This window comes from Vibrio sp. QJM3NY_26, from assembly GCF_057786005.1.
In genome coordinates this window covers 355250-379182 of sequence record NZ_CM173515.1, presented here as the reverse complement: position 1 = coordinate 379182, position 23933 = coordinate 355250, and the positions used below count along the sequence as shown (strand labels likewise).

Genomic DNA, 23933 nt, shown 5'->3' with positions numbered 1-23933 from the left:
TAAGATCTAAGCGTCATTTGTTAGATTTTTTAGCTATATCTTTTAACATTTGAGTAATTTTCTGCCAATTTTTGATATTATTCAGCCACTTTTTCATCACATGGATTGAAAAAGGTGCCGTTTCCAAATAGGAAACTCCAGAAACGACTACACTTGTTTCAGGGTTAATAATGAATAAAGGAAGGGAAATTCATGGCATTTACCAAACTTATTAAAGTTGGGGCTATTGCAGCTGCTGTAATGGGCGCTGGCGCAGTTAACGCTCAAGAGTTCATCACAATTGGTACTGGTTCAGTAACGGGTGTTTACTACCCAACTGGTGGCGCTATTTGTAAGCTAGTGAACAAAGGCCGCAAAGACCACAACATTCGTTGTTCTGTAGAATCTACTGGTGGTTCGATCTACAACGTTAACACCATCCGTGCTGGTGAACTAGATTTCGGTGTTGTTCAATCGGACTGGCAATACCACGGCTACAACGGTACAAGTAAATTTAAAGATCAGGGCGAATACAAAAAACTTCGCGCTATGTTCTCTCTACATACAGAACCGTTCAACATCATCGCTCGTACCGATGCTGGTATCAACAATGTGTCTGACCTAGCAGGTAAGCGTGTAAACATTGGGAACCCAGGCTCTGGTGACCGTGCAACCATGGGTGTTGTAATGGACGCTATGGGTTGGACTAACGATAGCTTCAAGCTTGCTTCTGAACTTAAAGGTTCTGAGCGTTCACAAGCTCTTTGTGACAACAAGATTGATGCATTCATCTACATGGTTGGTCACCCGAACGGATCAATCAAAGAAGCAACGACTTCTTGTGATGCAAAACTAGTTTCAGCAACTGGTCCACAGATCGACAAGATCGTAGCTGAAAACCCATACTACGCATACAGCACAGTTCCAGCTGGCATGTACCGTGGTACAGATGCTGACGTAAACAGCTTCGGTGTTGCAGCAACTATGGTAACAACGTCTGACGTTTCTGATGAAGTCGCATACAACGTTGCTAAAGCGGTATTTGAAAACTTCTCTACATTCAAACGCCTGCACCCAGCATTTGCAAACCTGAAGAAAGAAGACATGGTTAAAGCGGGTATCTCAATCCCTCTTCACCCTGGCGCAGTAAAATACTACAAAGAAGTAGGCCTTCTAAAGTAATTCTACTTTAAGCCTGCTCTACCAATAAGGAGGCATGTCCTCCTTATTGGCTTTTCACGTTTTATAAAAATAACCCAAGTGAAAAGAGACAAACCTTTAAGTTTCTCCAATTTGGCGAACTTACCTTCGTATCAAGCCTAAGACAGAGACGAACAAAAAACGCATTTCCCTATCCATTCGCTACACTAGATAGGAAATAAATAACGTCTCGTTGTTCGTAAGAAAGGCAGACCATCAATAATAAGGATAAAGTACATGACGCAGACAACATCACCGTCTCCAGATGTGCAAGAAATGGTGGCACAATCAGACACTGGTGCGCGTAGCCCTCGCGGTATCCAAGGCCGTATTTTATGGTTTGTGCCTCTATGTTGGTCACTGTTCCAACTTTGGTATGCATCTCCGCTGCCGTTCATTTTTAACTTCGCAATTTTAAACGACACTGAAGCTCGAGCAATTCATCTTACGTTTGCCATCTTCCTAGCCTTTACCGCTTACCCAGCCATGAAAAATTCGCCTCGGGATAGAATTCCTGCGGTCGACTGGATATTAGCGCTGGTTGGTAGCTTTTCAGCTTCTTATATCTATATTTTCTATACTCAACTCGCTGAACGTTCAGGCGCACCAACAACATTCGATATTGTTGCTGCTGTATTTGGTATGGTTCTACTGCTTGAAGCAACACGACGCGCTTTAGGTCCACCTCTTATGGTTGTGGCTGCAGTATTCCTACTTTACACCTTTGGCGGTCCACACATGCCAGACGTTATCGCCCATAAAGGTGCAAGCCTGAACAAGGCAATGTCGCATCTGTGGCTAACAACTGAAGGTGTATTCGGTGTTGCTCTTGGCGTCTCTACGTCATTCGTATTCTTGTTTGTACTGTTTGGTGCAATGCTAGAACGCGCAGGCGCAGGCGCTTACTTCATCAAGGTTGCGTTCTCTTTACTTGGCCACATGAAAGGCGGCCCAGCGAAAGCAGCCGTTGTTGCATCTGGCCTATCCGGTCTTGTGTCTGGTTCATCTATCGCTAACGTGGTAACCACGGGTACTTTCACGATCCCTCTCATGAAAAGAGTCGGATTCTCAGGTGAAAAAGCCGGTGCTGTAGAAGTTGCCGCTTCAACCAATGGTCAATTAACTCCACCAATCATGGGTGCTGCTGCATTCTTGATGGTTGAATATGTGGGTATCTCGTATGTAGAAGTGATTAAAGCAGCGCTATTGCCTGCTCTTATCTCTTACATCGCCCTGATTTACATTGTTCACTTAGAAGCATGTAAAGCTGGTATGACTGGCCTACCTCGTCGCCACACACCAACTATCGTACAAAGCCTACTGTCTTTCACTGGTACCATTCTTGGGCTATGTGTCATCAGTGCTGCGGTTTACTACGGTGTCGGCTGGACGAAAGATGTCTTTGGCGATGCAGCGACACCTATTGTTACCGTTGCTCTATTGATCTCTTATGTAGCCTTGGTTCGAGTATCAGCAAAATATGCCGCTGAAGGTGGCATGGACATCGATGCCGAGCTAACAGAAGTACCCGATCCAGGCCCAACCATTAAATCTGGCCTGCACTTCCTACTGCCTATCGTGGTTCTTGTTTGGTGTCTAACTGTAGAACGTTTCTCTCCAGGTCTTTCAGCCTTCTGGGCAACGGTATTCATGATCTTCATTTTGATCACACAGCGTCCTTTGATGACTCTGATGAACAAATCGGACGATCTTGCAGAACAAACTAAAGCCGGTTTCGTTGACTTATTAGAGAGCTTGGTTTCAGGCGCGCGCAACATGATCGGTATCGGTGTAGCAACAGCTGCAGCGGGTACGGTTGTCGGCGTGGTGACTCTGACGGGTATCGGCTTGGTAATGACGGACTTCGTTGAGTTTATCTCAGGCGGTAGCATCATTCTTATGCTGCTATTCACTGCGGTAATCAGCTTAATCCTAGGTATGGGCTTACCAACAACGGCAAACTACATCGTTGTATCAACGCTGATGGCTCCGGTAATTGTTACCTTAGGCGCGGCGCATGGCCTGATCATCCCTCTGATTGCGGTTCACTTGTTCGTGTTCTACTTCGGTATCTTAGCCGATGATACGCCTCCAGTTGGCTTGGCAGCCTTTGCGGCCGCCGCGATTGCAAAATCAGACCCGATCCGTACTGGTATTCAAGGCTTTACCTACGATATTCGGACCGCGATCTTGCCATTCATGTTCATTTTCAATACCCAACTACTGTTGATGGGCATTGATTCTTGGTGGCATCTATTCCTCACTATTTTCTCTTCTGTAACTGCGGTACTTATCTTTGCCGCTGCAACGCAAGGTTGGTGGTTTACCAAGAACAAATGGTGGGAAACGATCCTATTATTGGTTCTAACTTTCTCTTTCTTCCGCCCTGGCTTCTGGTGGGACATGATTTATCCAGAGAAAGTTCTTTCACCTGGAGTTGAGATCGCTCAAATCACAGAAGGTCTATCTGTGGGACAATCTCTTGAGTTAAGAGTGGGTGGCGAAAACTTAGAAGGTGACTATTCTGAGAAAACGGTTCGCCTTCCATTTGAAGATTCTGCGACAACAAGTGAAGACCGCATTGCTTCAATGGGCTTAATGCTGACGAAATCTGAAGGCAAGATGATTGTCGACATGGTTGAGTTCGGTAGCCCAGCAGAAGCGGCTGGCATTGACTTTGATTGGGAAATTAAATCAGTTATCCAAGACGCAGAAAGACCAATGAAAGAGTGGGTATTCTTACCATCCCTACTGATTCTAATTGGCTTAGCGATGAACCAAAGAAGGCGTGCTCGTAAGGATGAGATTAGCGCGTAATGGATAGAGCCAAGTAGTGCTCACTCTATTTGGCTTTATTACATGGAAAGGATAATCACAGCGTTTGGTCAATACTAAGCGCTGATAAAAAAGAGAAAAACACATGTATAAACAAATCCTTGTTCCTGTTGATCTTAACGACAAAGGCTTTTCTGACAAAGCTGTTGAATTAGCGGTATGGCACGCAAAGCACAGTAATGCTGAAATCCACATCTTGAACGTATTGCCGGGCATTCACATGTCGATGGTTGCGTCTTACTTCCCGAAAGATGCAGCAAACCAAATGAAGCTCGATGTGAAAAATCAGCTGAAAGAGTTTGCAGACAAGTACATCGACGATGAAGTGGTTTATAAGGTTCACGTTGCAGAAGGTAAAACCTACACAACGATTCTAGATTACGCAGAAAAGCTTGGGGCAGACCTGATTGTGATGCCTAGTCATAAGCGCTCGAAAATCGACAAAGTGGTACTGGGTTCAGTGGCGAGTAAAGTCGTACAGAATTCACCAATCAATGTATTGGTCATCAAACCTCAAGGCTAATGGCTTCTGGCAGATAAGCTAAGTCGAACTAAAGACAAAACATCTAAAAAGGTTGGCCTCAAAGCCAACCTTTTTTATGTATGAAGCTGAGTGTATAACCGCTTACTGCGAATTAACTGACGAGATTCTGCGGCTTACCAGAAACAAAGGCATCAATGTTATCGATTAAGATATCAGACAGCTTTTGAATTGAGCTATCACTGCCCCACGCTACATGTGGCGTTAATAGTAAATTTGGCAAATGACTGTTAGCCAGTAATGGATTCGAGTTGTCAGCCGGTTCTTGTGTGAACACATCCATACCCGCGCCCGCAATCTCTTGATTTTTCAAAGCTTCAACTAAGGCTTGTTCATCCACGAGTCCACCGCGGCCAGCATTAACTAACACCGCATTTGGTTTCATCATGGCTAGCTCTCGCTCTGAGATCAGGTCTCGAGTCGCTTTGGTCAATGGGCAATGTAAGCTGAGTACATCTGCTTGTTGTAACACTGTATCAAAAGGCAGATACCCTTCTCGACAAGAGTCAGCCCCTTTACGCTCAGCAAAGATAACATTCATACCAATCGCTTTAGCCAATGCCGCCGTTGCTCGTCCTAAGCCACCACTACCGATTAAGCCTAATGTACTGCCTGCAACATCTTGAATCGGATGAGTAAAGAAGCAGAATTGCTGATCCTTTTGCCACTCGCCGGCTTCGATGTCTTGATGGTAACCAACGAGATTACGCTTTAACGCAAATAGCATCGCGATAACATGCTCAGGTACCGATTGAGTCGCGTAACCTTGCACGTTTGTCACTGCGATATTGTTACTCTTACAGTAGCCAACATCGACATTATTCACACCCGTTGCTGAAACGGCTATTAGCTTAAGCTGTTGTGCTTGAGCTAAATTCGATTCGTTGAGCACCACCTTATTGGTAATAACCACATCAGCGCCTTCAATTCGTTCAGACACTTGCTCCGGCGAAGTAAAATCATACTCAACCCACTGATGTTCAAAGCTGATAGGTTTTAAATGAATTTGAGATGGGATGGTGGCTCTGTCAAGAAAGACCACTTTCAACTTCGGCATTGTACGTCCTTGTATTGGTATTGATTTAACCATTCTAAGCTTTTAGCTTACTGTAGTCTGGAAGCTCTGGCGCAATTTCAAAGTGCTGTTCAATTTGCGGTGATGCTTGAGAGTAAAACTCACACGGAACAAAGGCTTTGAAAAGCTGATTATTAGCCGGATGATAAAAGCTCAGCTCACACGCGTGCAGAGCTAACCTATCACTATAGTTAAATGCATCTGACGTTGCATAAAACTCGTCGCCCACAATTGGATTCCCTAGTTCCATGCAGTGAACACGCAACTGATGAGAGCGACCAGTGATCGGCAGCAACTTCAATAATGTCGTTTGAGGCTCTTGTTGCTCCACCACATAGCAAGTCTGAGATGATTTGCCATCCTCGAAGCACACTTTTTGTTTTGGTCGATTTGGCCAATCACAAATGAGTGGCAGATCAATCAAACCTTCTGCTTCTTCTACTGAACCCCATACTCGCGCGTAATAGAGTTTGTGTGTCAGTCGATATTGAAACTGCTTCTTCAAATGACGCTCAGCTTGTTTGTGTTTAGCGAGCAGCATCAAGCCCGATGTCGACATGTCCAGTCGATGCACCACCTGAATATCCGGAAAATCCACAACCAACCGACTCCACATACTGTCGTAATGCTCGGGCAACCTTCCCGGAACAGAAAGTAGGCCTGCAGGCTTGTTCACCACAAGAATATCGTCATCTTGATAAACAATATCAATCCACGGTTCACACGGTGGTGTGTACTGTTCTAACGCCATTAAAGCCTCTTAATTACTGGTTAATAAATAATTTACGGTTGATTCGTTTATTAATAAATACAATTTTCAACATTTCCGTACATAAAAGTTGACGACCTTACAAAACATGGTATTGATAGGGTAACGGATAACAAGAAGTCAGCATCAAAGGAAAAATGATGGAAAGTACGGTTAAAACCACCAGCACAAAAACACTAACTTCAGCTCCCCTATCAAGTTTAATTAAGTCTCTTGGCCCAGGCATTATGATGGCCGCAGCAGCCGTAGGTGGCTCTCACTTAGTAGCCTCAACCAAGGCTGGTGCGATTTATGGTTGGCAGCTAGCCGCGCTTATTATCCTCGTAAACATATTTAAGTACCCATTCTTCAGAGCCGGTATCCAATACACACTAGGAACGGGTCAAAGCTTGGTGGAAGGTTACTCTAACCTAGGCCGCCCATACCTTGTGATCTTTTCGATACTGAGTGCTATTTCCGCAGTCGTGAATACCGCAGCCTTGCTGTTATTCAGTGCAAGCCTACTTAGCTACTTTATTCCTTTTGATTTAGCCACCAGCACCTTATGCATGATCGTTTTAGCGACCTGTTTGATCATTCTTTTTGCAGGTCATTATCGTGCTCTCGATACGCTATCTAAAGCGATCATGGCTGTCCTGACCATCACCACTCTAGCCGCTGTTGCGATTGCTATTGGCTCTCCAGTCGAACCTGATGCCGCTTTTGTGCCACCATCACCTTGGTCATTGGCTGCTATCGGATTTATCGTGGTGACTATGGGTTGGATGCCTGCGCCTATCGAGATCTCAAGCATCACTTCTATGTGGCTAAAAAGCCAAAAAGAGAAACAAGACGTGACCGCTCAATCAGCACTGTTCGATTTCAATGTAGGCTACATTGGTACGGCATTGCTTGCATTGGTATTCGTTGCTTTAGGTGCTCTGGTACTTCACGGCTCAGGAGTTGAATTGTCTCGCTCTGGCGTTGGCTTCACTCATCAGTTGGTCGGTATTTACGCCTCAACAATTGGTGAATGGTCTCGTCCACTGATCGCAATCGTCGCCTTCTTCTGTATTTTTGGCAGTACCATTACCGTTATCGATGGCTACTCACGCGTACTTGCTGAATCACAGCGTCTACTGCTTAAAAAAGAGAGCAGCCCAAGAATGCTACAAGGGTGGGTAATCATCGTATCTATCGCTGCGCTAGCAATCGTAATGTTCTTTAGTGCAGCCTTGATGCCAATGCTCGATTTCGCGATGATACTCGCCTTTATCACGACCCCATTCTTCGCATTACTGAATTTCATTTTGGTGAGCAAAGCAGAGCTACCTAAAGCGCTTGCGATTGGCACTAAGCTAAAATGGTTGTCTGTAGCAGGTCTGGTTTACCTATTTGGCTTCTTAGCTCTGTTCGTTTGGTGGAAATGGTTGATGTAATCAGCTCTCCAAATTATTAGCCAAACTGCTAACCGAACTCTGAACTAAACTGTTAACCAAGCTACAGATACAAATAAGGCCTTCGTGATGAAGGCCTTATTTCGTTAAAGCGTCAAGCTAGCGATATTCTAGTTCTGGCTTAGTTGTGAGAAACCACAATCAAGCGTAACGAATCCAGCTGAACCTGAGCTTTACTGATGTAACCGGTCAGTTCATTGATTTGAGCTTCGATAACTTCTAGCTCTTCATCACGAATGTTAGGGTTCACCGCTTTAAGCGCTTGTAGACGCTCTAGCTCACCGTTCAAGTTGGTTTGCATATCTTTCTGGGCTTGCTGACGAACTTCTTCAACCTTCGGCAGTACATGCGTCTCACCAGCTTCAATTAGCTTGTGAATTTCACCCTGTACTGAATTCACCAACTTGCTTGCCAAGTGACGGTTCACAGGGCTTAGCTGACGGTTAAAGCTATCGAACTCAACCTGAGCAGATAAATCGTTACCACGACCATCCATCATCAAACGAATCGGCGTCTTAGGTAAGAACTGGCTGATACCGCTGCGCTTTGGCGCTTGTGCATCAACAAGGTAAACCAGCTCAAGCAGGATAGTACCAACAGGTAACGCTTTGTTTTTCAATAGCGATACCGCAGACGCACCCACACCTTCGCTCAATAGCAGATCAATACCGCCCTGAATCATTGGGTGTTCCCAGCTAATGAAGTTCATGTCTTCACGAGACAGCGCAGTTTCACGATCAAACGTGATGGTTGCACCTTCATAAGGTAGGCCTGGGTAGCTTGGAACCATCATGTGCTCAGATGGCGTCACAACTAGCGCATTTTCACCCTTATCGTCTTGGTTCAAACCAATGGTATCGAACAGACTCAGTGCAAAAGACACTAGATTAGTATCACCGTCAGTCGACGCGATCTTTTCTGCAATCTCATGCGCTTTTTCGCCGCCATTTGAGTGCATTTCTAGTAGGCGATCTCGGCCTTTCTCTAGATCCGATTTCAGGCTTTGGTTTAGCTTGGCTGATTCTTCAATCACTTCATCAAGTTGCTCAGTGTTACCAGAAGCCAACATCTCAATAAGAACATCAGAGTACTTGTCGTAAACCGTGCGACCTGTAGGGCACGTCTCTGCAAATGCGTTCAGACCTTCATCGAACCAACGCGCTAGAATCGCTTGCGATGTGCCTTTTAGGTAAGGAACGTGAATGTCGATATCACGCAGCTGACCGATACGGTCCAAACGACCAATACGTTGCTCAAGCAAGTCTGGGTTGAATGGCAAATCGAACATCACTAACTGGTTAGCAAACTGGAAGTTACGACCTTCAGAGCCGATTTCGCTACAGATAAGAACCTGAGCGCCACCCTCTTCTTGAGCAAAGTAAGCCGCCGCTTTATCACGCTCTAAAATCGACATGCCTTCATGGAATACGGTTGCACGCACACCTTCACGCTCACGCAGAGCTTGTTCCAATTGCAGAGCGGTACTCGCACGCGACGCAATCACTAGGATCTTTTCGCTGCGCTTGTCTTGGATCTTTTCAATCAACCAGTTCACACGTGAATCGAACTGCCACCAGCTTGAGTCTTCACCTTCAAACTCTTGGAAGATCTCTTCTGGGTACAACATCTTCATCGCTCGAGCTTCTGGTGCCATCTTGCCACCGATCATGCCCGATACACGCATCGAGGTTGTGTACTGCGTTGGAATGTCCATCGGCAGTAGGTTTACATTACGCTTAGGGAAGCCTTTGATTGCAGCACGCGTGTTTCTGAAAAGAACACGGCCAGTACCATGGCGATCCATAAGGTTATCAATAAGTTCTTGGCGAGCTAAGGCTTGCTCTTCTTCGCTGCTATCACCTTCAATAACACGGAACAGAGGCTCAACATCTTGCTCAAACAGAAGCTCTGTGATCTGGTTCTTTGCGCTGTTTTCAAGCTTCACGCCAGAGAACAATGCCGTTACTGCATCAGCAACAGGGGCATATTGGTCCTCTTCTTCAACGAAAGCTTCGTAATCGTAAAAGCGATCAGGGTCAAGCAGACGCAGACGTGCAAAGTGACTCTCACGACCCAGCTGTTCAGGGGTTGCTGTCAGTAGCAGTACGCCAGAAGTATTTTCAGCTAATCCTTCAACCACTTGGTATTCGCGGCTCGGTTTATCTTGGCTCCACTCAAGGTGGTGCGCTTCATCGACAACCAACAAATCCCACTCACCTTCAAGTGCTTGCTCGTAGCGCTTACGGCTCTTACGTAGGAAATCTAAAGAACACAGAACGTATTGCTGTGTATCAAATGGGTTATCTGACTCCGCGAAGGCTTCAATACAACGCTCTTCGTCAAAGATAGAGAAGTGCAGGTTGAAACGGCGCATCATCTCTACTAACCATTGGTGTTGCAGAGTTTCAGGGACCACAATCAGAATGCGTTCAGCACGGCCAGACAACACCTGTTGGTGAATGATCATGCCTGCTTCAATGGTTTTACCTAGACCCACTTCATCAGCTAGTAAAACGCGCGGAGCGTGACGACGACCCACTTCATGAGCAATGTACAACTGATGAGGAATCAAACCAGCGCGCATACCACACAAGCCACGCATCGGGCTCTTATGTTGCTGGTATTGATTGCTTAACGCACGGTAACGCAGTACGAAGTTATCCATACGGTCGATTTGACCTGCGTACAGCTTATCTTGTGGTTTGTTAAAGCGGATCTGGTTGCTTAAGAATATTTCACGCAGAGTCACCTCTGTCTCTTGAGTGTCTTCACGAGTACCCAAATAAGTCAGTAGCCCCTTATCTTCGATAACTTCTTCGACAGATAGAGACCAACCTTCTTGGCATTCGATGACATCGCCAACATTAAACGTTACTCGGGTTACGGGAGCATCAGTGCGTGCATAGACACGATTCTCTTCTGATGCTGCAAACATTACTGTCACTGTTCGAGCGTCCATTGCTACAACGGTACCTAAACCTAAATCGCTCTCCGTATCGCTTATCCAGCGTTGCCCCAAAGCAAATGTCATGAATCGACTACCTCAATCTTATAGTTGGAATTTGGTCATGTTAACTGCAGTTTTAAACAAGAGCGTTATCGCGCTTGAACTAAAAATATAGCCAAAGATGCCTAGTTTGCAGCCACTTTTTAAGTGCGCTCTTAATAATAAATATCTCGAGAAAATGGTGCAGAAAAAGGTCGCTAATCTTACTCGATGCTGTGATTTAGGTCACGCCTAAAGGAGATGATTTCATACTTTTTTTCTGTTTTCGCCAGTGCAATCAAACTGTCAAAAAATCATGGGTAATCTATAGGTAGCAGATTGCTGCTCTCAAACGAATACACCATATTCATTCACAACGATATGGCGATATTTCTCTAGATGAAGTTTAGGTGAGTAGTTGACTATCACCGGAATGAGATACTAATCTTTATATGAGCTTTATCTACGTTCAATGAATGCAAGGCAAGCCGCACGTCGGCAAGGAGATGCTATGGGCGAGACCAACCGGAAGCTATTTGTTTTAGACACTAATATCCTACTTCACGAACCCTTCGCTATATTTTCTTTCCAAGAGCACGATGTCGTTATCCCCATGACGGTGCTAGAAGAACTCGACAGAATCAAAGACAGTAAAAGAGACGTTGCTCGAGATGCGAGAATTGCGATTCGAACGCTCGAAGACTTGTTCAGGGAAGCCACACCAGACCAAATATCGGAAGGCATTCCTTTTTCTAAAGACATAAACGCATCTGGCAGTATTTCAATACTCGCTGATTACGAACTTCAAGAAAGCATCAAAGCCTTCGCCGATGACAAGGCAGGCGATAACCGAATCCTCAACGCAGTCCTCTACCTTCAAAACAAACGCGCGCCACGCGAAGTGGTTCTTATCACTAAAGACATCAACATGCGCTTACGAGCCAAAGGCGCTGGGGTCCGCTTTGTTGAAGACTATCAAACCGACCAATTGATTGATGACATCCAATACCTCACTAAAGGCTTTCAACAACTCGAAGGCTCATTCTGGGATGGCGTCGATAACGTCGAGAGTAGAAGTTTAGGCGGAAAAACGCTGCACACGCTAGCAAGAGCACCTTTCGATCCAACCTTCCTCAACCAATATGTGATTGACGAAGAAAGTGACTTTGCTGGTCGTGTAGAAGAGATTGAGGCCGAACGCATTACGCTGAGAGATCTCAGTCGAGAAAGGTTAATGAACCGCAAGACATGGGACATTACACCTAAGAATGTCTATCAAGGGATGGCGATTGATGCACTGCTCGACCCTGATATTGATCTGGTGATTCTCACCGGCGCAGCAGGTAGTGGTAAAACACTGTTAGCCATGGCTGCCGCACTTGAACAAACCATAGAGCGCAAACAATTCGATAAGATCATCGTAACCCGAAACACACCCGATATCGGTGAGTCGATTGGGTTCCTTCCCGGCACTGAGGAAGAAAAAATGCTGCCTTGGTTAGCGGCGGTGACCGATACACTGGAAGCTCTGCACAAGAACGATCACTGCACCGAAGGGTCAATGAAGTACATCTGTGACAAAGCCAATATCCAGTTCAAATCGATTAACTTCATGCGAGGCCGCTCAATTCAAAATGCCTTTGTCCTTTTGGATGAGTGTCAGAACCTCACCGCTTCACAAATCAAAACCATCATCACCCGCTGTGGTGAAGGCACTAAGATCGTCTGTTCAGGAAACCTAGCTCAGATAGATTCATCCTACTTAACCCCTGTGACTTCAGGCTTAACCTACATGGTCGAGCGTTTTAAAGACTTCGAAGGCAGTGCCAATATTCACCTCAATGGTGTGGTACGAAGCCGACTGGCCGAGTTTGCTGAAGAAAATATGTAACTGTTCGGTTTAGTAAATAGCGCTCCAGAAACAGAAAAGCGCCTCACATTGGAGGCGCTTTTAACTTTTAACTTTTAACTTCTAACTTCTAACTTCTATTTTCTATTTTCTAAGAAACTGAAACTCTAATCAAACGGGGTTAGCCTGAATTACTCAGTACCACCTACTGTAAGAGAGTCTAGCTTCAATGTTGGTTGACCAACACCGACTGGAACGCTTTGGCCGGCTTTACCACACACACCAACACCACGGTCTAGGCTAAGGTCGTTACCCACCATAGACACTTGCTGCATCGCTTCGATACCCGAACCGATTAGCGTTGCACCTTTCACTGGGTGAGTGATCTTACCGTTTTCAATCATGTACGCTTCAGAAGCGGAGAACACAAACTTACCAGAAGTAATATCAACCTGACCGCCACCGAAGTTTGGCGCGTAGATGCCTCTTTCAACCGTTGAGATAATCTCTTCAGGAGTATGTTCACCCGGCAGCATGTAAGTGTTTGTCATGCGCGGCATAGGAAGGTGCGCGTAAGACTCACGACGACCATTACCTGTAGGCGCTACACCCATTAGACGAGCATTAAGCTTATCTTGCATGTAACCTTTTAGGATGCCGTTTTCGATTAGTGTGTTGTACTGACCATTAACGCCTTCATCATCGACGTTCAATGAACCACGCAGATCCGTTAATGTACCGTCATCAACAATCGTACATAGGCTTGATGTGACTTGCTCGCCCACTTTGCCAGAAAATACTGAAGACTCTTTACGGTTGAAGTCACCTTCCAAACCGTGGCCTACCGCTTCATGCAGAAGAACGCCCGGCCAACCCGAACCAAGAACGACAGGCATTGCACCAGCAGGTGCAGCAACCGCTTCAAGGTTAACTAACGCTTGGCGGATTGCTTCATCAGCAAATTGGTAAGCAACCTGAGAGCCATTAGCATCGCTTAGGAAGAAGTCGTAACCAAAACGACCGCCACCGCCAGCACTGCCGCGCTCACGACGATCGCCTTTTTGTGCCAGTACGCTGATAGACAAACGAACAAGCGGACGAATATCACCCGCGAAAGTGCCGTCAGTAGCAGCAACAAGCATCTGCTCATGCACACCGCTTAAACTCACTGATACTTCAGTAACCATAGGCTCTTTGGTACGAATGTAAGCATCAAGCGCTTTTAGTAATTCTGTTTTTTGTTGTTTTTCCCAGCTTGCTAGCGGATTAACAGCGTCATAGTAAGCTTGGTTCGAATTGCGTTTGAAAGCGTGAACCTTGCCGTTTTGACCTTGCTTCGCAATACCACGAGCAGCAATCGCACTTTGCTTCAGACCCTCTAATTGGATTTGATCAGAGTACGCAAAACCGGTTTTTTCGCCAGATACCGCTCGAACACCAAGACCGCAGTCGATGTTGAAAGAACCGTCTTTAATGATGCTATCTTCTAGCACCAAAGATTCATGCCAGCTTGACTGGAAATAGATATCAGCATAATCAATTTGGCGGGTAGCAATGCTCGCCAATGTATCTGCGATATTTTGCTCCGTAAGCCCTGTCGGGTTCAGTAGTGCTTCTTCAATTTGATTAATGCTCATAAATGGCTCTTGTTTGTAATTAAAATTGATTGGTGAATCGAGAATGTTGCGCTATTGGCATATTTTGCCTAATTGACTCACAACTGGATGTGTCTATCTCAACCACCATACTTTTAGGCTCTTGGTCCAATTGTGCGACCACTCGTCCCCATGGATCAACCACCATTGAGTGTCCCCATGTTTCTCTTTGGCAAGGATGTTTGCCACCTTGCCCTACCGCGACAATCCACGATTGTGTTTCGATCGCACGGCACCTTAATAAGGCTTCCCAATGCGCTTGACCAGTCACTGCTGTAAACGCCGCTGGAACGATAATGATCTGCGCACCTTGCTTACGTAACTCTGAATACAAGTGTGGAAAGCGCACATCATAACAAATACTCAAACCTAAGCGACCAAAAGGCGTTTCTGTCGTCACAACTCGGTCACCCGGAGTGAAAATATCGGACTCTCGATAACACTTATGCGCATCGGCCACATCAACATCAAACATATGTAGCTTGTCGTAATGAGCCACTAAGCTGCCAAAATCATCAATCACCAATGTTGTAGTAGTCACGCCTTTAGTCATACTTATCGGCATGCTACCGACAATAATCCAGATTCGATGAAGCGTAGCTAACTCAGACAGTTTCTTCTGTAATGGGCCATCATTTAAGGGCTCTGCATACTGGTGATAATCGGCTTTGCTACCAAAAACTAATGCGTTTTCAGGGCAAACAACCCACTTAGCCCCTAACGCTTTGCACTTTGCTACTTCTTGAGCAAGGTAAGCAAGGTTCAATTCAGGGCTAGGGCCAGATGTCATTTGAATCAACCCAACACTATCCATGTGTCTCGCTCCTCTATTCATTATGATTCAGAAATCGGCATTTGACCGTATATTAACCGACTGGCTTGTTAACAACTACTCAGCTAGTTTTCTCAATTTTTCGGGTAGCTGGAACTCGCCAGAACTACGAGAAAGCTCACTCACCGTAGGTGAATCCAATGGGCCTTTTACCGAGTAATTCACTTGAGTAAAGACTTCAACCACCGGCGATATAACCGTAGTCACCGCCAATACATACAGCGCCGTTTGAGGCGTTACCGCAAAGGCCGTCAATACTGGAATGCCCGAGGTAATATCAGGAGTAAAGTTCACTTCAGCATCAACCTGACGCGTATTCAGGTTAGCGATACCTTTGATCTGCATCTCGCCTGCGACGGCATCCATGTTTAAGTCATTCGTCAGGAATATGCCATTTTGAATTTTACCCGTACCTGTGATGCTGTTGAACGCCATGCCTTTATCAAACACATCAGAGAAATCGAGCTGCATCTTACGAATGATTGAATCTAGACTAAACAAACCAAGCAATCGAGCAGCACCACTTACGTCTGAAATAATGCCTTTGCCAAATTTGGTTTCAACGTTTCCATCAAGGGTATCCATTTTAATACCCCAAGGAGATCCATCCCACTGCAGTTGACCTTCCAGCGCGAAAGGCGCTTTTTGAATCCCTGAAGTAATACCAAAACGTTCCATTAATTCACTGTTGTTTTCGCCTTCAACATCAACGGCGAGCGATGAATGACTCTTATCGCCTTTCAATTCCCACCAGCCACTCACATCCGCTTTGTTTCCGCCGCTTCGAACCTGAATCTTCTTCCACTCAATACGATCGTCTTGCCTAGCCAGTTCAACATCGACCTTACCGACCTTATAGCCTTGCAACCAAAAATCGTTAAGGGTCAATTTTAGATTTGGCATCGCATCATGGATCTTTCTATCCAATTCAGAGATCAATGGGGCTTCTTGCTCTTTTCGTTGAAGCAATTGTTCTTGGTTTTTCTTGTCACTCCACTCAGGAACGAACAAATGTAGGCGATCCAGCGAAACCGTTAAATCGTATGGAGGCAGATAATTAATATCCCCTTCGATCTCTTGGCTAGACACTTCCATCTGCCACGCCTGTTTGTTCTTACGAGCGCTAAAATCGACATCATTCCAAGGAATACCACCTAAGATCAGCTCCTTACTCTCGAACGTAATGCGACTTGGTGCAGGAATGGTTGGCGTGTTCATTTGACTGAGCACAGCATCTGAAGGCTTCACCGGTTCCATAACAACCGATAACCAATCATCGGCATTGAACTTGTCAGTGCGAATTAACGCATGATGGCCAACGACAGGACTAATTTTATAACCACCCCGACCAAGCACTAAGTTAGTCGCCGTTAACTTGGGAACATCGCCTGTAATATCAATTTCAGCCTGATACTTGGTGCTAGGGAGCTGTAAACGTGCAGTAATCGCTTCTTGGTTACCCGATGCTTGTAGCCTTGCTGAGCCACTTTCTAATGATTTTTTCGCCAATGGGTATGGGTAATCACTGGCCAAATACTTAAGATCTGACTGCAAATCCAGTTGGTAACTAAAACCGATATCGTTGAGCTGAATATCAATCTGACTTTGCCACTGAGCATGACCCGATAAACGGCTTAACCATTGCTCGCCAATATAAGGCTCTAGAGGCTTAACGTCCCAATCGCCCAATACATCGATATCAACGGTATATCCAGGCCCATCATTGAGCCCTTTAAAGTCAACGGAAATACCTTGCTTTAATAAATCGGCAGCGAGACCGTTGGCCGTAATCACATCATTATCAAATTCAATACGCCCAGTGGTATTTTCAAGCACCATTGGCGGCGCTTCAATCTCTACATGGTTATCTTTGAGATCAGCATAACCCCACGCTCTTGGCTCTTTTTCGGAATCAAAAGGAATATTGAGTTGGAATTCAGACGATACATCGCCACTCACTTGCAGCGCCGTTAAGGCGGCACCCACAGAATCAACCAATGGTGAAGCCGTCATGTAATCACGAACCGCATTACCTGACGCCGTCGCTTTAGCTTCAATTTCAATATGGCCGCCTTCCCCTAAATAAGGAATGCGTCCTGTGATTCGGTCGGCTGTCACATCCATCAGTTGAGCGGAACGAGAATCCAGATGCATCGCATCATTTTCAAACAACAGATCAAGTTGAAGATCGGTAATCAATGGCCATGCGGTATCAAAACTGAACTTAGCGTCCTCTAAGCCAACCCAAACTTGGAAAATGCCATCGTGGTTGGTGTAGGGGTACTGGGCTAATTCACCATGCCAAAGTAACTTAACAGTGTCGGCTTTACCCGCTTGAATCGCAGTAGAAAGGTAGTCGGTGAGATCTTGTCCAAGTGCCAATGTGGGTAAGTAACGCCATGTTTCGCCGACATTGTAAGCATCAGCTTCGCCGTAGAACGATAAGAATGGGCTAGCATCCTTTGGGAAGTCCAAGCGAAATGCGCCTAGGACTTGTAAATCTGGCGTGGCTGCTGTGATTTTATCTGACCAAAGCTTCCAACCGTTTTCATCTTGCTGCCAAACAATGTCAACCTGACCTTGTTTGATATTCAAAGGCGCTTGAAAGACGTCACCATAAGGAAACACATCATCAATCACATGCAGACTGGCTTTCGCTTCAGATGCAGAGCCAAACACACTGCCTGAAACTTGGCTAAAGCCCGGAACCAACTCCCATTGCTCAATGGCAAGCTCACTAAAACTCGCTGAATAACGTAAGCTTTCGATGCCAGAATCCATTGAGACCCGAATATCAGAAACGGAGCCACCCGGCGCCAGTACGTTAATCATTTTGGTTGATTGCTCAGAATCCGGCAGCAACTTAATCAACGGCGTCAGAGTTTCGATATCGAGCTCAGAAACATTGAGCTCCCAAGGGCCGCTATTCCACTTGAAGGCAATATCAAGTTCAGGCCATGGTCTATCGTCGGTTCTTAGGTTAAGTGAGTGCCCATTTACTTGCCAACCTTCAGCGAGTGGAGACAGTTTAAACACCCCTGACTCAATCATCAGATCATGTTGGCCATCTTCGTTCCAAGTCAATTCAGAAGGTAACACCTCAACATACGCACTCACTGGTTGGCTGTTTCTCAAGGTCAGCCAGCTATTTAAACTCACAGTACCGGTTTCAACACCAGACTCAGCCTGCATGTAACGGGTTAGCCATGGTTTAACCGAAATGTTATCTGCACTCACATAGAACTCACCGGTTACATCGGTTAATGAGCCACCATCGATAAAGTTAGCACTTACTGACAACGAGTTAAGATTGGCGTCTTTAATGCTAACAACCCCTTCAGCAAGGTGATGTTTATCTGTGTTTTGCCATTTTAAAATGTCGATATCGAGCTGACGATCTTCGCCCGAGACTGAACGATAGAGAAGTGAAGAATCTTTAGCGGTCACATCCACCAAAGTTTTCAATAGTAAATTATCCAGCTCTTGCATCACTCGCTTCGAAGAGCCGGGGTCTTTAGGTTCGTCTGTACCGTTTTTTCCAGCAAACAGATCAATTGAGCGAATATCAAGGTACATTTGATTCATGACCAGATCGGCCACAACTGGACGCATCTGAACCAGCGATTGAATCAAGTCAAACTCGACTTCAACACGCTCAACAGAAAAGGTCACATCTTCTGCATTGGGAAGGCTAGCTTTAACGCCTTGCAGAGCAATAGAGGGGTGAGTGTTACGCCAAAAACCACCCACGTCTTGAATAGAAAAATCAAAACCGGAATGTTGGTTTACCCAAAGCTCAATTTCAGATTGATACTTATTTAAATTGGGTAAGGCTACACGCAGTGTAGTAACAGCAATGGCTAGCGTTACTAAGAGAGTAACCACTAACCATAGACATGCACGAAGAATCAGAGTAACGCTTGAACTCACAAAATATCCATTACATCATAACAACATCAAACTGCTCTTGTATGTACAGAGGCTCAGCTTGGATTTTAACTTGTTTACCAATAAACACTTCAAGCTCCGCAAGCGCATGTGACTCATCGCCCTCTAGCGCTTCGGCAACGGCAGCTGCCGCATAGACCACAAACTTATCAGCGTCATACGCACGATTCACTCGTGTGATCTCTCGAAGAATTTCATAACAAACGGTTTCAACTGTCTTCACACTGCCGCGGCCTTCACAGGCAGGACAACTCGAACACAGAATATGCTCAATACTTTCACGAGTACGTTTACGCGTCATCTCAACCAAGCCAAGCTGTGTGAAGCCATTGATATTGGTTTTCACACGATCTTTGTCTAGCGCCGCCTCTAAAGAAGTTAGTACTCGCTTACGATGTTCCTCAGACAGCATATCGATAAAGTCGATAATGATGATGCCACCTAAGTTACGTAAACGCAGCTGACGAGCAATGGCTTGCGTCGCTTCTACGTTGGTGTTGAAAATTGTCTCTTCTAGATTACGACGACCGACAAAGGCACCGGTGTTGATGTCGACAGTGGTCATCGCTTCCGTTTGGTCGATAATCAGATATCCACCCGATTTTAATTCGACTTTACGATCCAAAGAGCGTTGAACTTCGTTCTCGGTATCGTACATATCAAAGATAGGCTTGTCGCCTTCGTACAACTCAAGCTTTTCAGTCAGCTCTGGCACGTACTCAGAAGTAAATTCTTTTAGGTTTTCATATTCTAAACGCGAATCGACCTGGATTCGGCTCAACTCAGTACCAACAAAGTCACGTAAGATACGTTGGCTTAGGCAAAGTTCACCGTATAGACGAGTACGAGCTTTGTGTTTACCACGACGCTCTAACACTTTTAGCCACAATCGCTTCAAGAATGCCGCATCTTGTGCCAACTCATTCGAGTCTGCACCTTCTGCTGCAGTACGGATAATAAAGCCACCATGTTCGTCACAGTAACGAGACACCACTTTTTTAAGGCGGTTACGTTCAGACTCACTGTCGATTCGTTGAGATACGCCAACATGGCTTGCGCCCGGCATAAAGACCAAATAACGAGACGGTAAAGTAATATCAGTCGTTAAGCGGGCACCTTTGGTACCAAGAGGATCTTTGACGACTTGAACCACAATGTCTTGTCCTTGGCGAACAAGCTCAGAGATGTCACGAACCTGAAATTGCTTCTTTTCGTTTTCAGCGACACATTCAGTGTGTGGAACAATATCAGAGGCGTGTAGAAAAGCTGCTTTCTCAAGGCCTATATCCACAAAAGCTGCCTGCATTCCCGGAAGAACACGGCTTACACGTCCTTTATAGATATTTCCTACGATACCGCGTCGAGCATCTCGTTCGACATGGATCTCTTGAAGAGCCCCCCCTTCAATCATGGCCACGCGAGTTTCACTCGGGGTCACGTTCAGCAACAATTCAGCACTCATGGTGCACCTCAGATTAGTAATTATAAGAATTCTTGCAGTAGCTGGTCCGTTTCATATAAAGGCAAGCCGACAACGGCGTAATAACTACCTTCGATTCGGGTAACAAAGCGCCCACCCAAACCTTGGATCCCATAGCTACCGGCTTTATCGCATGGCTCCCCTGTTTGCCAGTATTGTTCTATTTCTTGTTCACTGAGGGGTTTAAACCATACGTCGGTAATAATGATTTCTGTTCTTTGTTTTTCTTCTGAAACCACAGAAACTGCCGTCATCACTTGGTGACGCTCGTTTGCTAACTGAGTAAGCATGCGCTTAGAGTCGGCAAAATCGGTGGGTTTCTCGAGCACTTGCCCTTGGCTTACGACGACAGTGTCAGAACCAAGAACGACTGTTTCAGAATCAAGAGAAATAGCATCAGAGTCAAGAGCTACGATGCCAGAGCCAACAGCTACATGATCAACACTAGAAACTACATTATCAGAACTAGGAACGACATGCTGCTTTTCAGAAGGGTTATCTTTCAATAAAGACAACGCAGCTAAGGCTTTATCTAAAGATAGTCGCTTAACGTACTCTTCGGCGGTTTCTTGGGCGTGTTTACACTCTTCAACATCAGTTACAAGGACAGAAAACTCATAACCAAGTTGAGATAGCAGTTCTTTGCGGCGTGGTGAACCGGATGCCAAAACTAAATGCTTCTTTTCCATTGTCACTCTACCTTACATGCCAATGACGACGTACGCGTCTCATTAATAGAAACATCCAAGGCCAAAGTATACAGTTTATCAATGCGCTCCATAACGATAATGGATTGAAAACGACATCTTGGATCAAATATTCACCAAAGAAGATCAACACCTCAAACAATACCGTTAACGCAGCAATAATCATCGCTTGTTGCCATAGCGCCATATTACGAATGACTAGGAAATTCATCGCAATAATGTACATAACGATTGCCATCATCATCCCGCGAATACCTAACGTCGAGCCTATCAATAGATCCCACAATAAGCCAAGAATCAAAGCGCTACCCACGTTAACACGGTGAGGTAGAGCCAAAACCCAATAACAGGTAACCAGTAGCAACCAAGATGGTCTAAATAGATCCAAGCTACCAGGCCAAGGAATCGTTTGCAGAATTAGTGCTACTAAAAATGAGCAGCCAATGACTACCTTGCTTCTTAAAACGCTATTGGCCATCTTCGCCCTCTAACAATGCTTGTTCTATGCTGGATTGATCCGCTTGCATCTGTTTGTTTTCATCAGGCCATACTAGCAGCAAGTATCTGAGCTTATCGAACTCAACCACAGGCTCCGCTTTGATAACGGCAAACTCACGTTTCGGGTCGTAATCAACGGCAGTAACGTAGGCGACTGGGTAACCTTCTGGATATACTCCACCGAGTCCAGATGTCACCAATAGATCTTCTTCTTGTATATCGGTACTGGTTGGGATGTGCTCTAGTTGGATCTCATCAATCATGCCATTGCCCGAAGCTATCACTCGAATATCGTTACGGATGACTTGAACAGGAATCGCATTGTTTGCATCAGTGAGTAGCAGGACACGACTATTGTGAGCAGCAACAAAAGTCACTTGGCCGACAATTCCTTTTTCGTTGATCACTGGTTGACCTTCATACACCCCATCAATCTGACCTTTGTCGATCACAACTTGATGACGATATGGTGAAGTGTCTACCGCCATAACTTCTGTGACGACTTTCTTCTCATCACGGATAAACGGAGATCCTAACAACTTACGGAGGCGCTTGTTTTCTTCTTGGTATTGCTCAAGCAGAATCAGCTCGCTCTTCAGGCGCAAGACTTCTCGTTTAATATTATGGTTGGATTCGATAAGGCCTTTACGAGTACTAAAACGGTCATAGACACCATCGAACATAGTACGAGGTAAATTGGCTGCATATTGAATAGGTGCAACCATGCTGTTCAATAGATAGCGTACATTTGAGAAAGCATCTAAACGACTATCAGCCAGCATAAGGCTGGCTGATAAAATTACAGCAAAAAACAGGCGCAATTGTAGAGAGGGACCTCTACCAAAAATTGGCTTCATTCTATATTTGGTCCTAGAGCTACATTTGATCCTATAGACAAGGTCCTAGGCTCTTTACATAAAACTAGATAAGAAAAGAGCCTAACACTAGATATTATTCTTCGCTGAACAGGTCGCCGCCGTGCATGTCGATCATCTCTAGAGCTTTACCGCCACCTAGAGCAACACACGTTAATGGCTCTTCTGCCACAACAACAGGGATACCCGTTTCTTCAGTAAGCAGACGATCAAGGTCTTTAAGCAGTGCACCACCACCTGTCAGTACCATACCGTTTTCTGAGATATCAGAAGCAAGCTCTGGCGGACACTGTTCTAGTGCAACCATCACTGCAGATACGATGCCAGATAGCGGCTCTTGAAGTGCTTCAAGAATTTCGTTTGAGTTCAGGCTAAAGCTACGAGGTACACCTTCAGCAAGGTTACGACCACGTACTTCGATCTCATCGACTTCATCGCCAGGGTAAGCTGAACCGATTTCGTGTTTGATCTTCTCTGCTGTCGCTTCACCGATCAAGCTACCGTAGTTACGACGAACGTAGTTGATGATCGCTTCATCAAAACGGTCACCACCGATACGTACAGAAGACGAGTAAACCACACCGTTTAGTGAGATAACCGCAACTTCAGTCGTACCACCACCGATATCAACAACCATTGAACCTGTTGGCTCAGATACACGTAGGCCAGCACCAATCGCAGCAGCCATAGGCTCATCGATTAGGTAAACCTCACGAGCACCAGCACCTAATGCTGATTCACGGATAGCACGACGCTCAACCTGAGTTGAACCACAAGGTACACAAACCAAAACGCGAGGGCTTGGTTTAAGCACACTGTTGTCATGCACTTGCTTAATAAAGTGCTGAAGCATTTTTTCGGTTACGTAAAAGTCAGCAATTACACCGTCTTTCATTGGGCGGATCGCTGAAATGTTACCAGGCGTACGACCAAGCATTTGCTTAGCAGCGTGACCAACAGCAGCTACACTCTTTGCAGACCCCGTACGATCTTGGCGAATAGCGACAACGGAAGGCTCATCAAGAACAATGCCTTGGCCTTTTACATATATAAGGGTATTGGCTGTACCTAAATCAATCGATAGGTCGTTTGAAAACATGCCACGAAGTTTTTTAAACATATTCTTCGCTCATCCTGCAAGAATTAGAAGACAAAAATTGCACTAAATGTACCAATGCCTTGCTGTCACGGCAAGGCATTGAAGTATAAACATGGACTGAAACCCGCAATTTCTTACAGATTCCTAACTTAAGGGGCAAAAATTATAT

At 45.4% G+C, this 23933-nt stretch carries 16 protein-coding genes; 5 read left to right on the top strand and 11 right to left on the bottom strand.

All coding sequences use genetic code 11. From position 1 onward, the window contains the following. Positions 1-192: 192 nt before the first annotated feature. The 3 genes from AC3CH4_RS01690 (at position 193) to AC3CH4_RS01680 (ending at position 4537) form a co-directional block, all read left to right on the top strand. Entirely contained in the window at positions 193-1161 is a 969-nt protein-coding gene (locus AC3CH4_RS01690) for a TAXI family TRAP transporter solute-binding subunit (protein ID WP_004735910.1), read from the top strand. 255 nt (positions 1162-1416) lie between these two features. Continuing rightward, positions 1417-3996, top strand: coding sequence for a TRAP transporter permease (locus AC3CH4_RS01685; protein WP_017078820.1), 2580 nt, complete (start codon positions 1417-1419; stop codon positions 3994-3996). 103 nt (positions 3997-4099) lie between these two features. Beyond that, positions 4100-4537, top strand: coding sequence for a universal stress protein (locus tag AC3CH4_RS01680; RefSeq protein ID WP_004735912.1), 438 nt, complete (start codon positions 4100-4102; stop codon positions 4535-4537). Positions 4538-4649: 112 nt separating this feature from the next. Here the strand turns inward: AC3CH4_RS01680 and AC3CH4_RS01675 are convergent, their stop codons facing one another. Continuing rightward, a complete protein-coding gene (locus AC3CH4_RS01675; RefSeq protein WP_171312733.1) occupies positions 4650-5612 on the bottom strand; it encodes a D-2-hydroxyacid dehydrogenase in 963 nt (320 codons plus the stop codon). 34 nt (positions 5613-5646) lie between these two features. Next, positions 5647-6381: a bifunctional tRNA pseudouridine(32) synthase/23S rRNA pseudouridine(746) synthase RluA gene (gene rluA / locus AC3CH4_RS01670; protein WP_474355898.1), complete on the bottom strand. Its 735-nt coding sequence runs from the start codon at positions 6379-6381 to the stop codon at positions 5647-5649. 158 nt (positions 6382-6539) lie between these two features. On the opposite strand from rluA, the gene AC3CH4_RS01665 reads away from it, so the two are divergent. Then, positions 6540-7817 carry an NRAMP family divalent metal transporter gene (locus tag AC3CH4_RS01665; protein ID WP_488543207.1) on the top strand — a complete coding sequence of 426 codons (1278 nt, stop codon included), beginning with the start codon at positions 6540-6542 and terminating at the stop codon, positions 7815-7817. Between the two features lie 139 nt (positions 7818-7956). On the opposite strand, the gene rapA is transcribed toward AC3CH4_RS01665, so the two are convergent. After that, entirely contained in the window at positions 7957-10866 is a 2910-nt protein-coding gene (gene rapA, locus AC3CH4_RS01660) for an RNA polymerase-associated protein RapA (protein WP_488543206.1), read from the bottom strand. Between the two features lie 466 nt (positions 10867-11332). On the opposite strand from rapA, the gene AC3CH4_RS01655 reads away from it, so the two are divergent. Continuing rightward, on the top strand, positions 11333-12712 hold the full coding sequence (locus AC3CH4_RS01655) for a PhoH family protein (RefSeq protein ID WP_004735919.1): 1380 nt from the start codon (positions 11333-11335) through the stop codon (positions 12710-12712). A 149-nt stretch (positions 12713-12861) separates the two neighbouring features. On the opposite strand, the gene tldD is transcribed toward AC3CH4_RS01655, so the two are convergent. From tldD to AC3CH4_RS01615, 8 genes are all read right to left on the bottom strand, one after another. Beyond that, positions 12862-14307: a metalloprotease TldD gene (gene tldD / locus AC3CH4_RS01650; RefSeq protein ID WP_171314871.1), complete on the bottom strand. Its 1446-nt coding sequence runs from the start codon at positions 14305-14307 to the stop codon at positions 12862-12864. A 19-nt stretch (positions 14308-14326) separates the two neighbouring features. Beyond that, entirely contained in the window at positions 14327-15139 is an 813-nt protein-coding gene (locus AC3CH4_RS01645) for a carbon-nitrogen hydrolase family protein (RefSeq protein ID WP_341635984.1), read from the bottom strand. 75 nt (positions 15140-15214) lie between these two features. Further along, the gene (locus tag AC3CH4_RS01640; protein ID WP_488543205.1) at positions 15215-19087 is read right to left on the bottom strand and encodes a YhdP family protein; all 3873 of its coding nucleotides are present in this window, start codon (positions 19085-19087) and stop codon (positions 15215-15217) included. Between the two features lie 10 nt (positions 19088-19097). Next, positions 19098-20567, bottom strand: a complete 1470-nt coding sequence (rng, locus tag AC3CH4_RS01635) for a ribonuclease G (protein ID WP_004735923.1) — start codon at positions 20565-20567, stop codon at positions 19098-19100. A 20-nt stretch (positions 20568-20587) separates the two neighbouring features. After that, the gene (locus tag AC3CH4_RS01630) at positions 20588-21274 is read right to left on the bottom strand and encodes a Maf family protein (RefSeq protein ID WP_102571773.1); all 687 of its coding nucleotides are present in this window, start codon (positions 21272-21274) and stop codon (positions 20588-20590) included. 7 nt (positions 21275-21281) lie between these two features. Continuing rightward, positions 21282-21770, bottom strand: a complete 489-nt coding sequence (gene mreD / locus AC3CH4_RS01625; protein ID WP_004735926.1) for a rod shape-determining protein MreD — start codon at positions 21768-21770, stop codon at positions 21282-21284. Then, a complete protein-coding gene (gene mreC, locus AC3CH4_RS01620) occupies positions 21760-22647 on the bottom strand; it encodes a rod shape-determining protein MreC (protein WP_004735927.1) in 888 nt (295 codons plus the stop codon). Before mreC ends, mreD begins: the two co-directional genes overlap by 11 nt. A gap of 94 nt (positions 22648-22741) precedes the next feature. Next, entirely contained in the window at positions 22742-23785 is a 1044-nt protein-coding gene (locus tag AC3CH4_RS01615) for a rod shape-determining protein (protein WP_004735928.1), read from the bottom strand. Between the last annotated feature and the right edge of the window lie 148 nt (positions 23786-23933).

What these genes read in the sequence shown, in the direction of transcription:
- rluA (WP_474355898.1), bottom strand. Translation starts at nt 6,381, where the DNA reads ATGGCGTTAGAACAGTACACACCACCGTGTGAACCGTGGATTGATATT.
- mreD (WP_004735926.1), bottom strand. Translation starts at nt 21,770, where the DNA reads ATGGCCAATAGCGTTTTAAGAAGCAAGGTAGTCATTGGCTGCTCATTT.
- AC3CH4_RS01665 (WP_488543207.1), top strand. Translation starts at nt 6,540, where the DNA reads ATGGAAAGTACGGTTAAAACCACCAGCACAAAAACACTAACTTCAGCT.
- AC3CH4_RS01690 (WP_004735910.1), top strand. Translation starts at nt 193, where the DNA reads ATGGCATTTACCAAACTTATTAAAGTTGGGGCTATTGCAGCTGCTGTA.
- tldD (WP_171314871.1), bottom strand. Translation starts at nt 14,307, where the DNA reads ATGAGCATTAATCAAATTGAAGAAGCACTACTGAACCCGACAGGGCTT.
- AC3CH4_RS01680 (WP_004735912.1), top strand. Translation starts at nt 4,100, where the DNA reads ATGTATAAACAAATCCTTGTTCCTGTTGATCTTAACGACAAAGGCTTT.
- rng (WP_004735923.1), bottom strand. Translation starts at nt 20,567, where the DNA reads ATGAGTGCTGAATTGTTGCTGAACGTGACCCCGAGTGAAACTCGCGTG.
- rapA (WP_488543206.1), bottom strand. Translation starts at nt 10,866, where the DNA reads ATGACATTTGCTTTGGGGCAACGCTGGATAAGCGATACGGAGAGCGAT.
- AC3CH4_RS01645 (WP_341635984.1), bottom strand. Translation starts at nt 15,139, where the DNA reads ATGGATAGTGTTGGGTTGATTCAAATGACATCTGGCCCTAGCCCTGAA.
- AC3CH4_RS01675 (WP_171312733.1), bottom strand. Translation starts at nt 5,612, where the DNA reads ATGCCGAAGTTGAAAGTGGTCTTTCTTGACAGAGCCACCATCCCATCT.
- mreC (WP_004735927.1), bottom strand. Translation starts at nt 22,647, where the DNA reads ATGAAGCCAATTTTTGGTAGAGGTCCCTCTCTACAATTGCGCCTGTTT.
- AC3CH4_RS01685 (WP_017078820.1), top strand. Translation starts at nt 1,417, where the DNA reads ATGACGCAGACAACATCACCGTCTCCAGATGTGCAAGAAATGGTGGCA.
- AC3CH4_RS01655 (WP_004735919.1), top strand. Translation starts at nt 11,333, where the DNA reads ATGGGCGAGACCAACCGGAAGCTATTTGTTTTAGACACTAATATCCTA.
- AC3CH4_RS01630 (WP_102571773.1), bottom strand. Translation starts at nt 21,274, where the DNA reads ATGGAAAAGAAGCATTTAGTTTTGGCATCCGGTTCACCACGCCGCAAA.
- AC3CH4_RS01615 (WP_004735928.1), bottom strand. Translation starts at nt 23,785, where the DNA reads ATGTTTAAAAAACTTCGTGGCATGTTTTCAAACGACCTATCGATTGAT.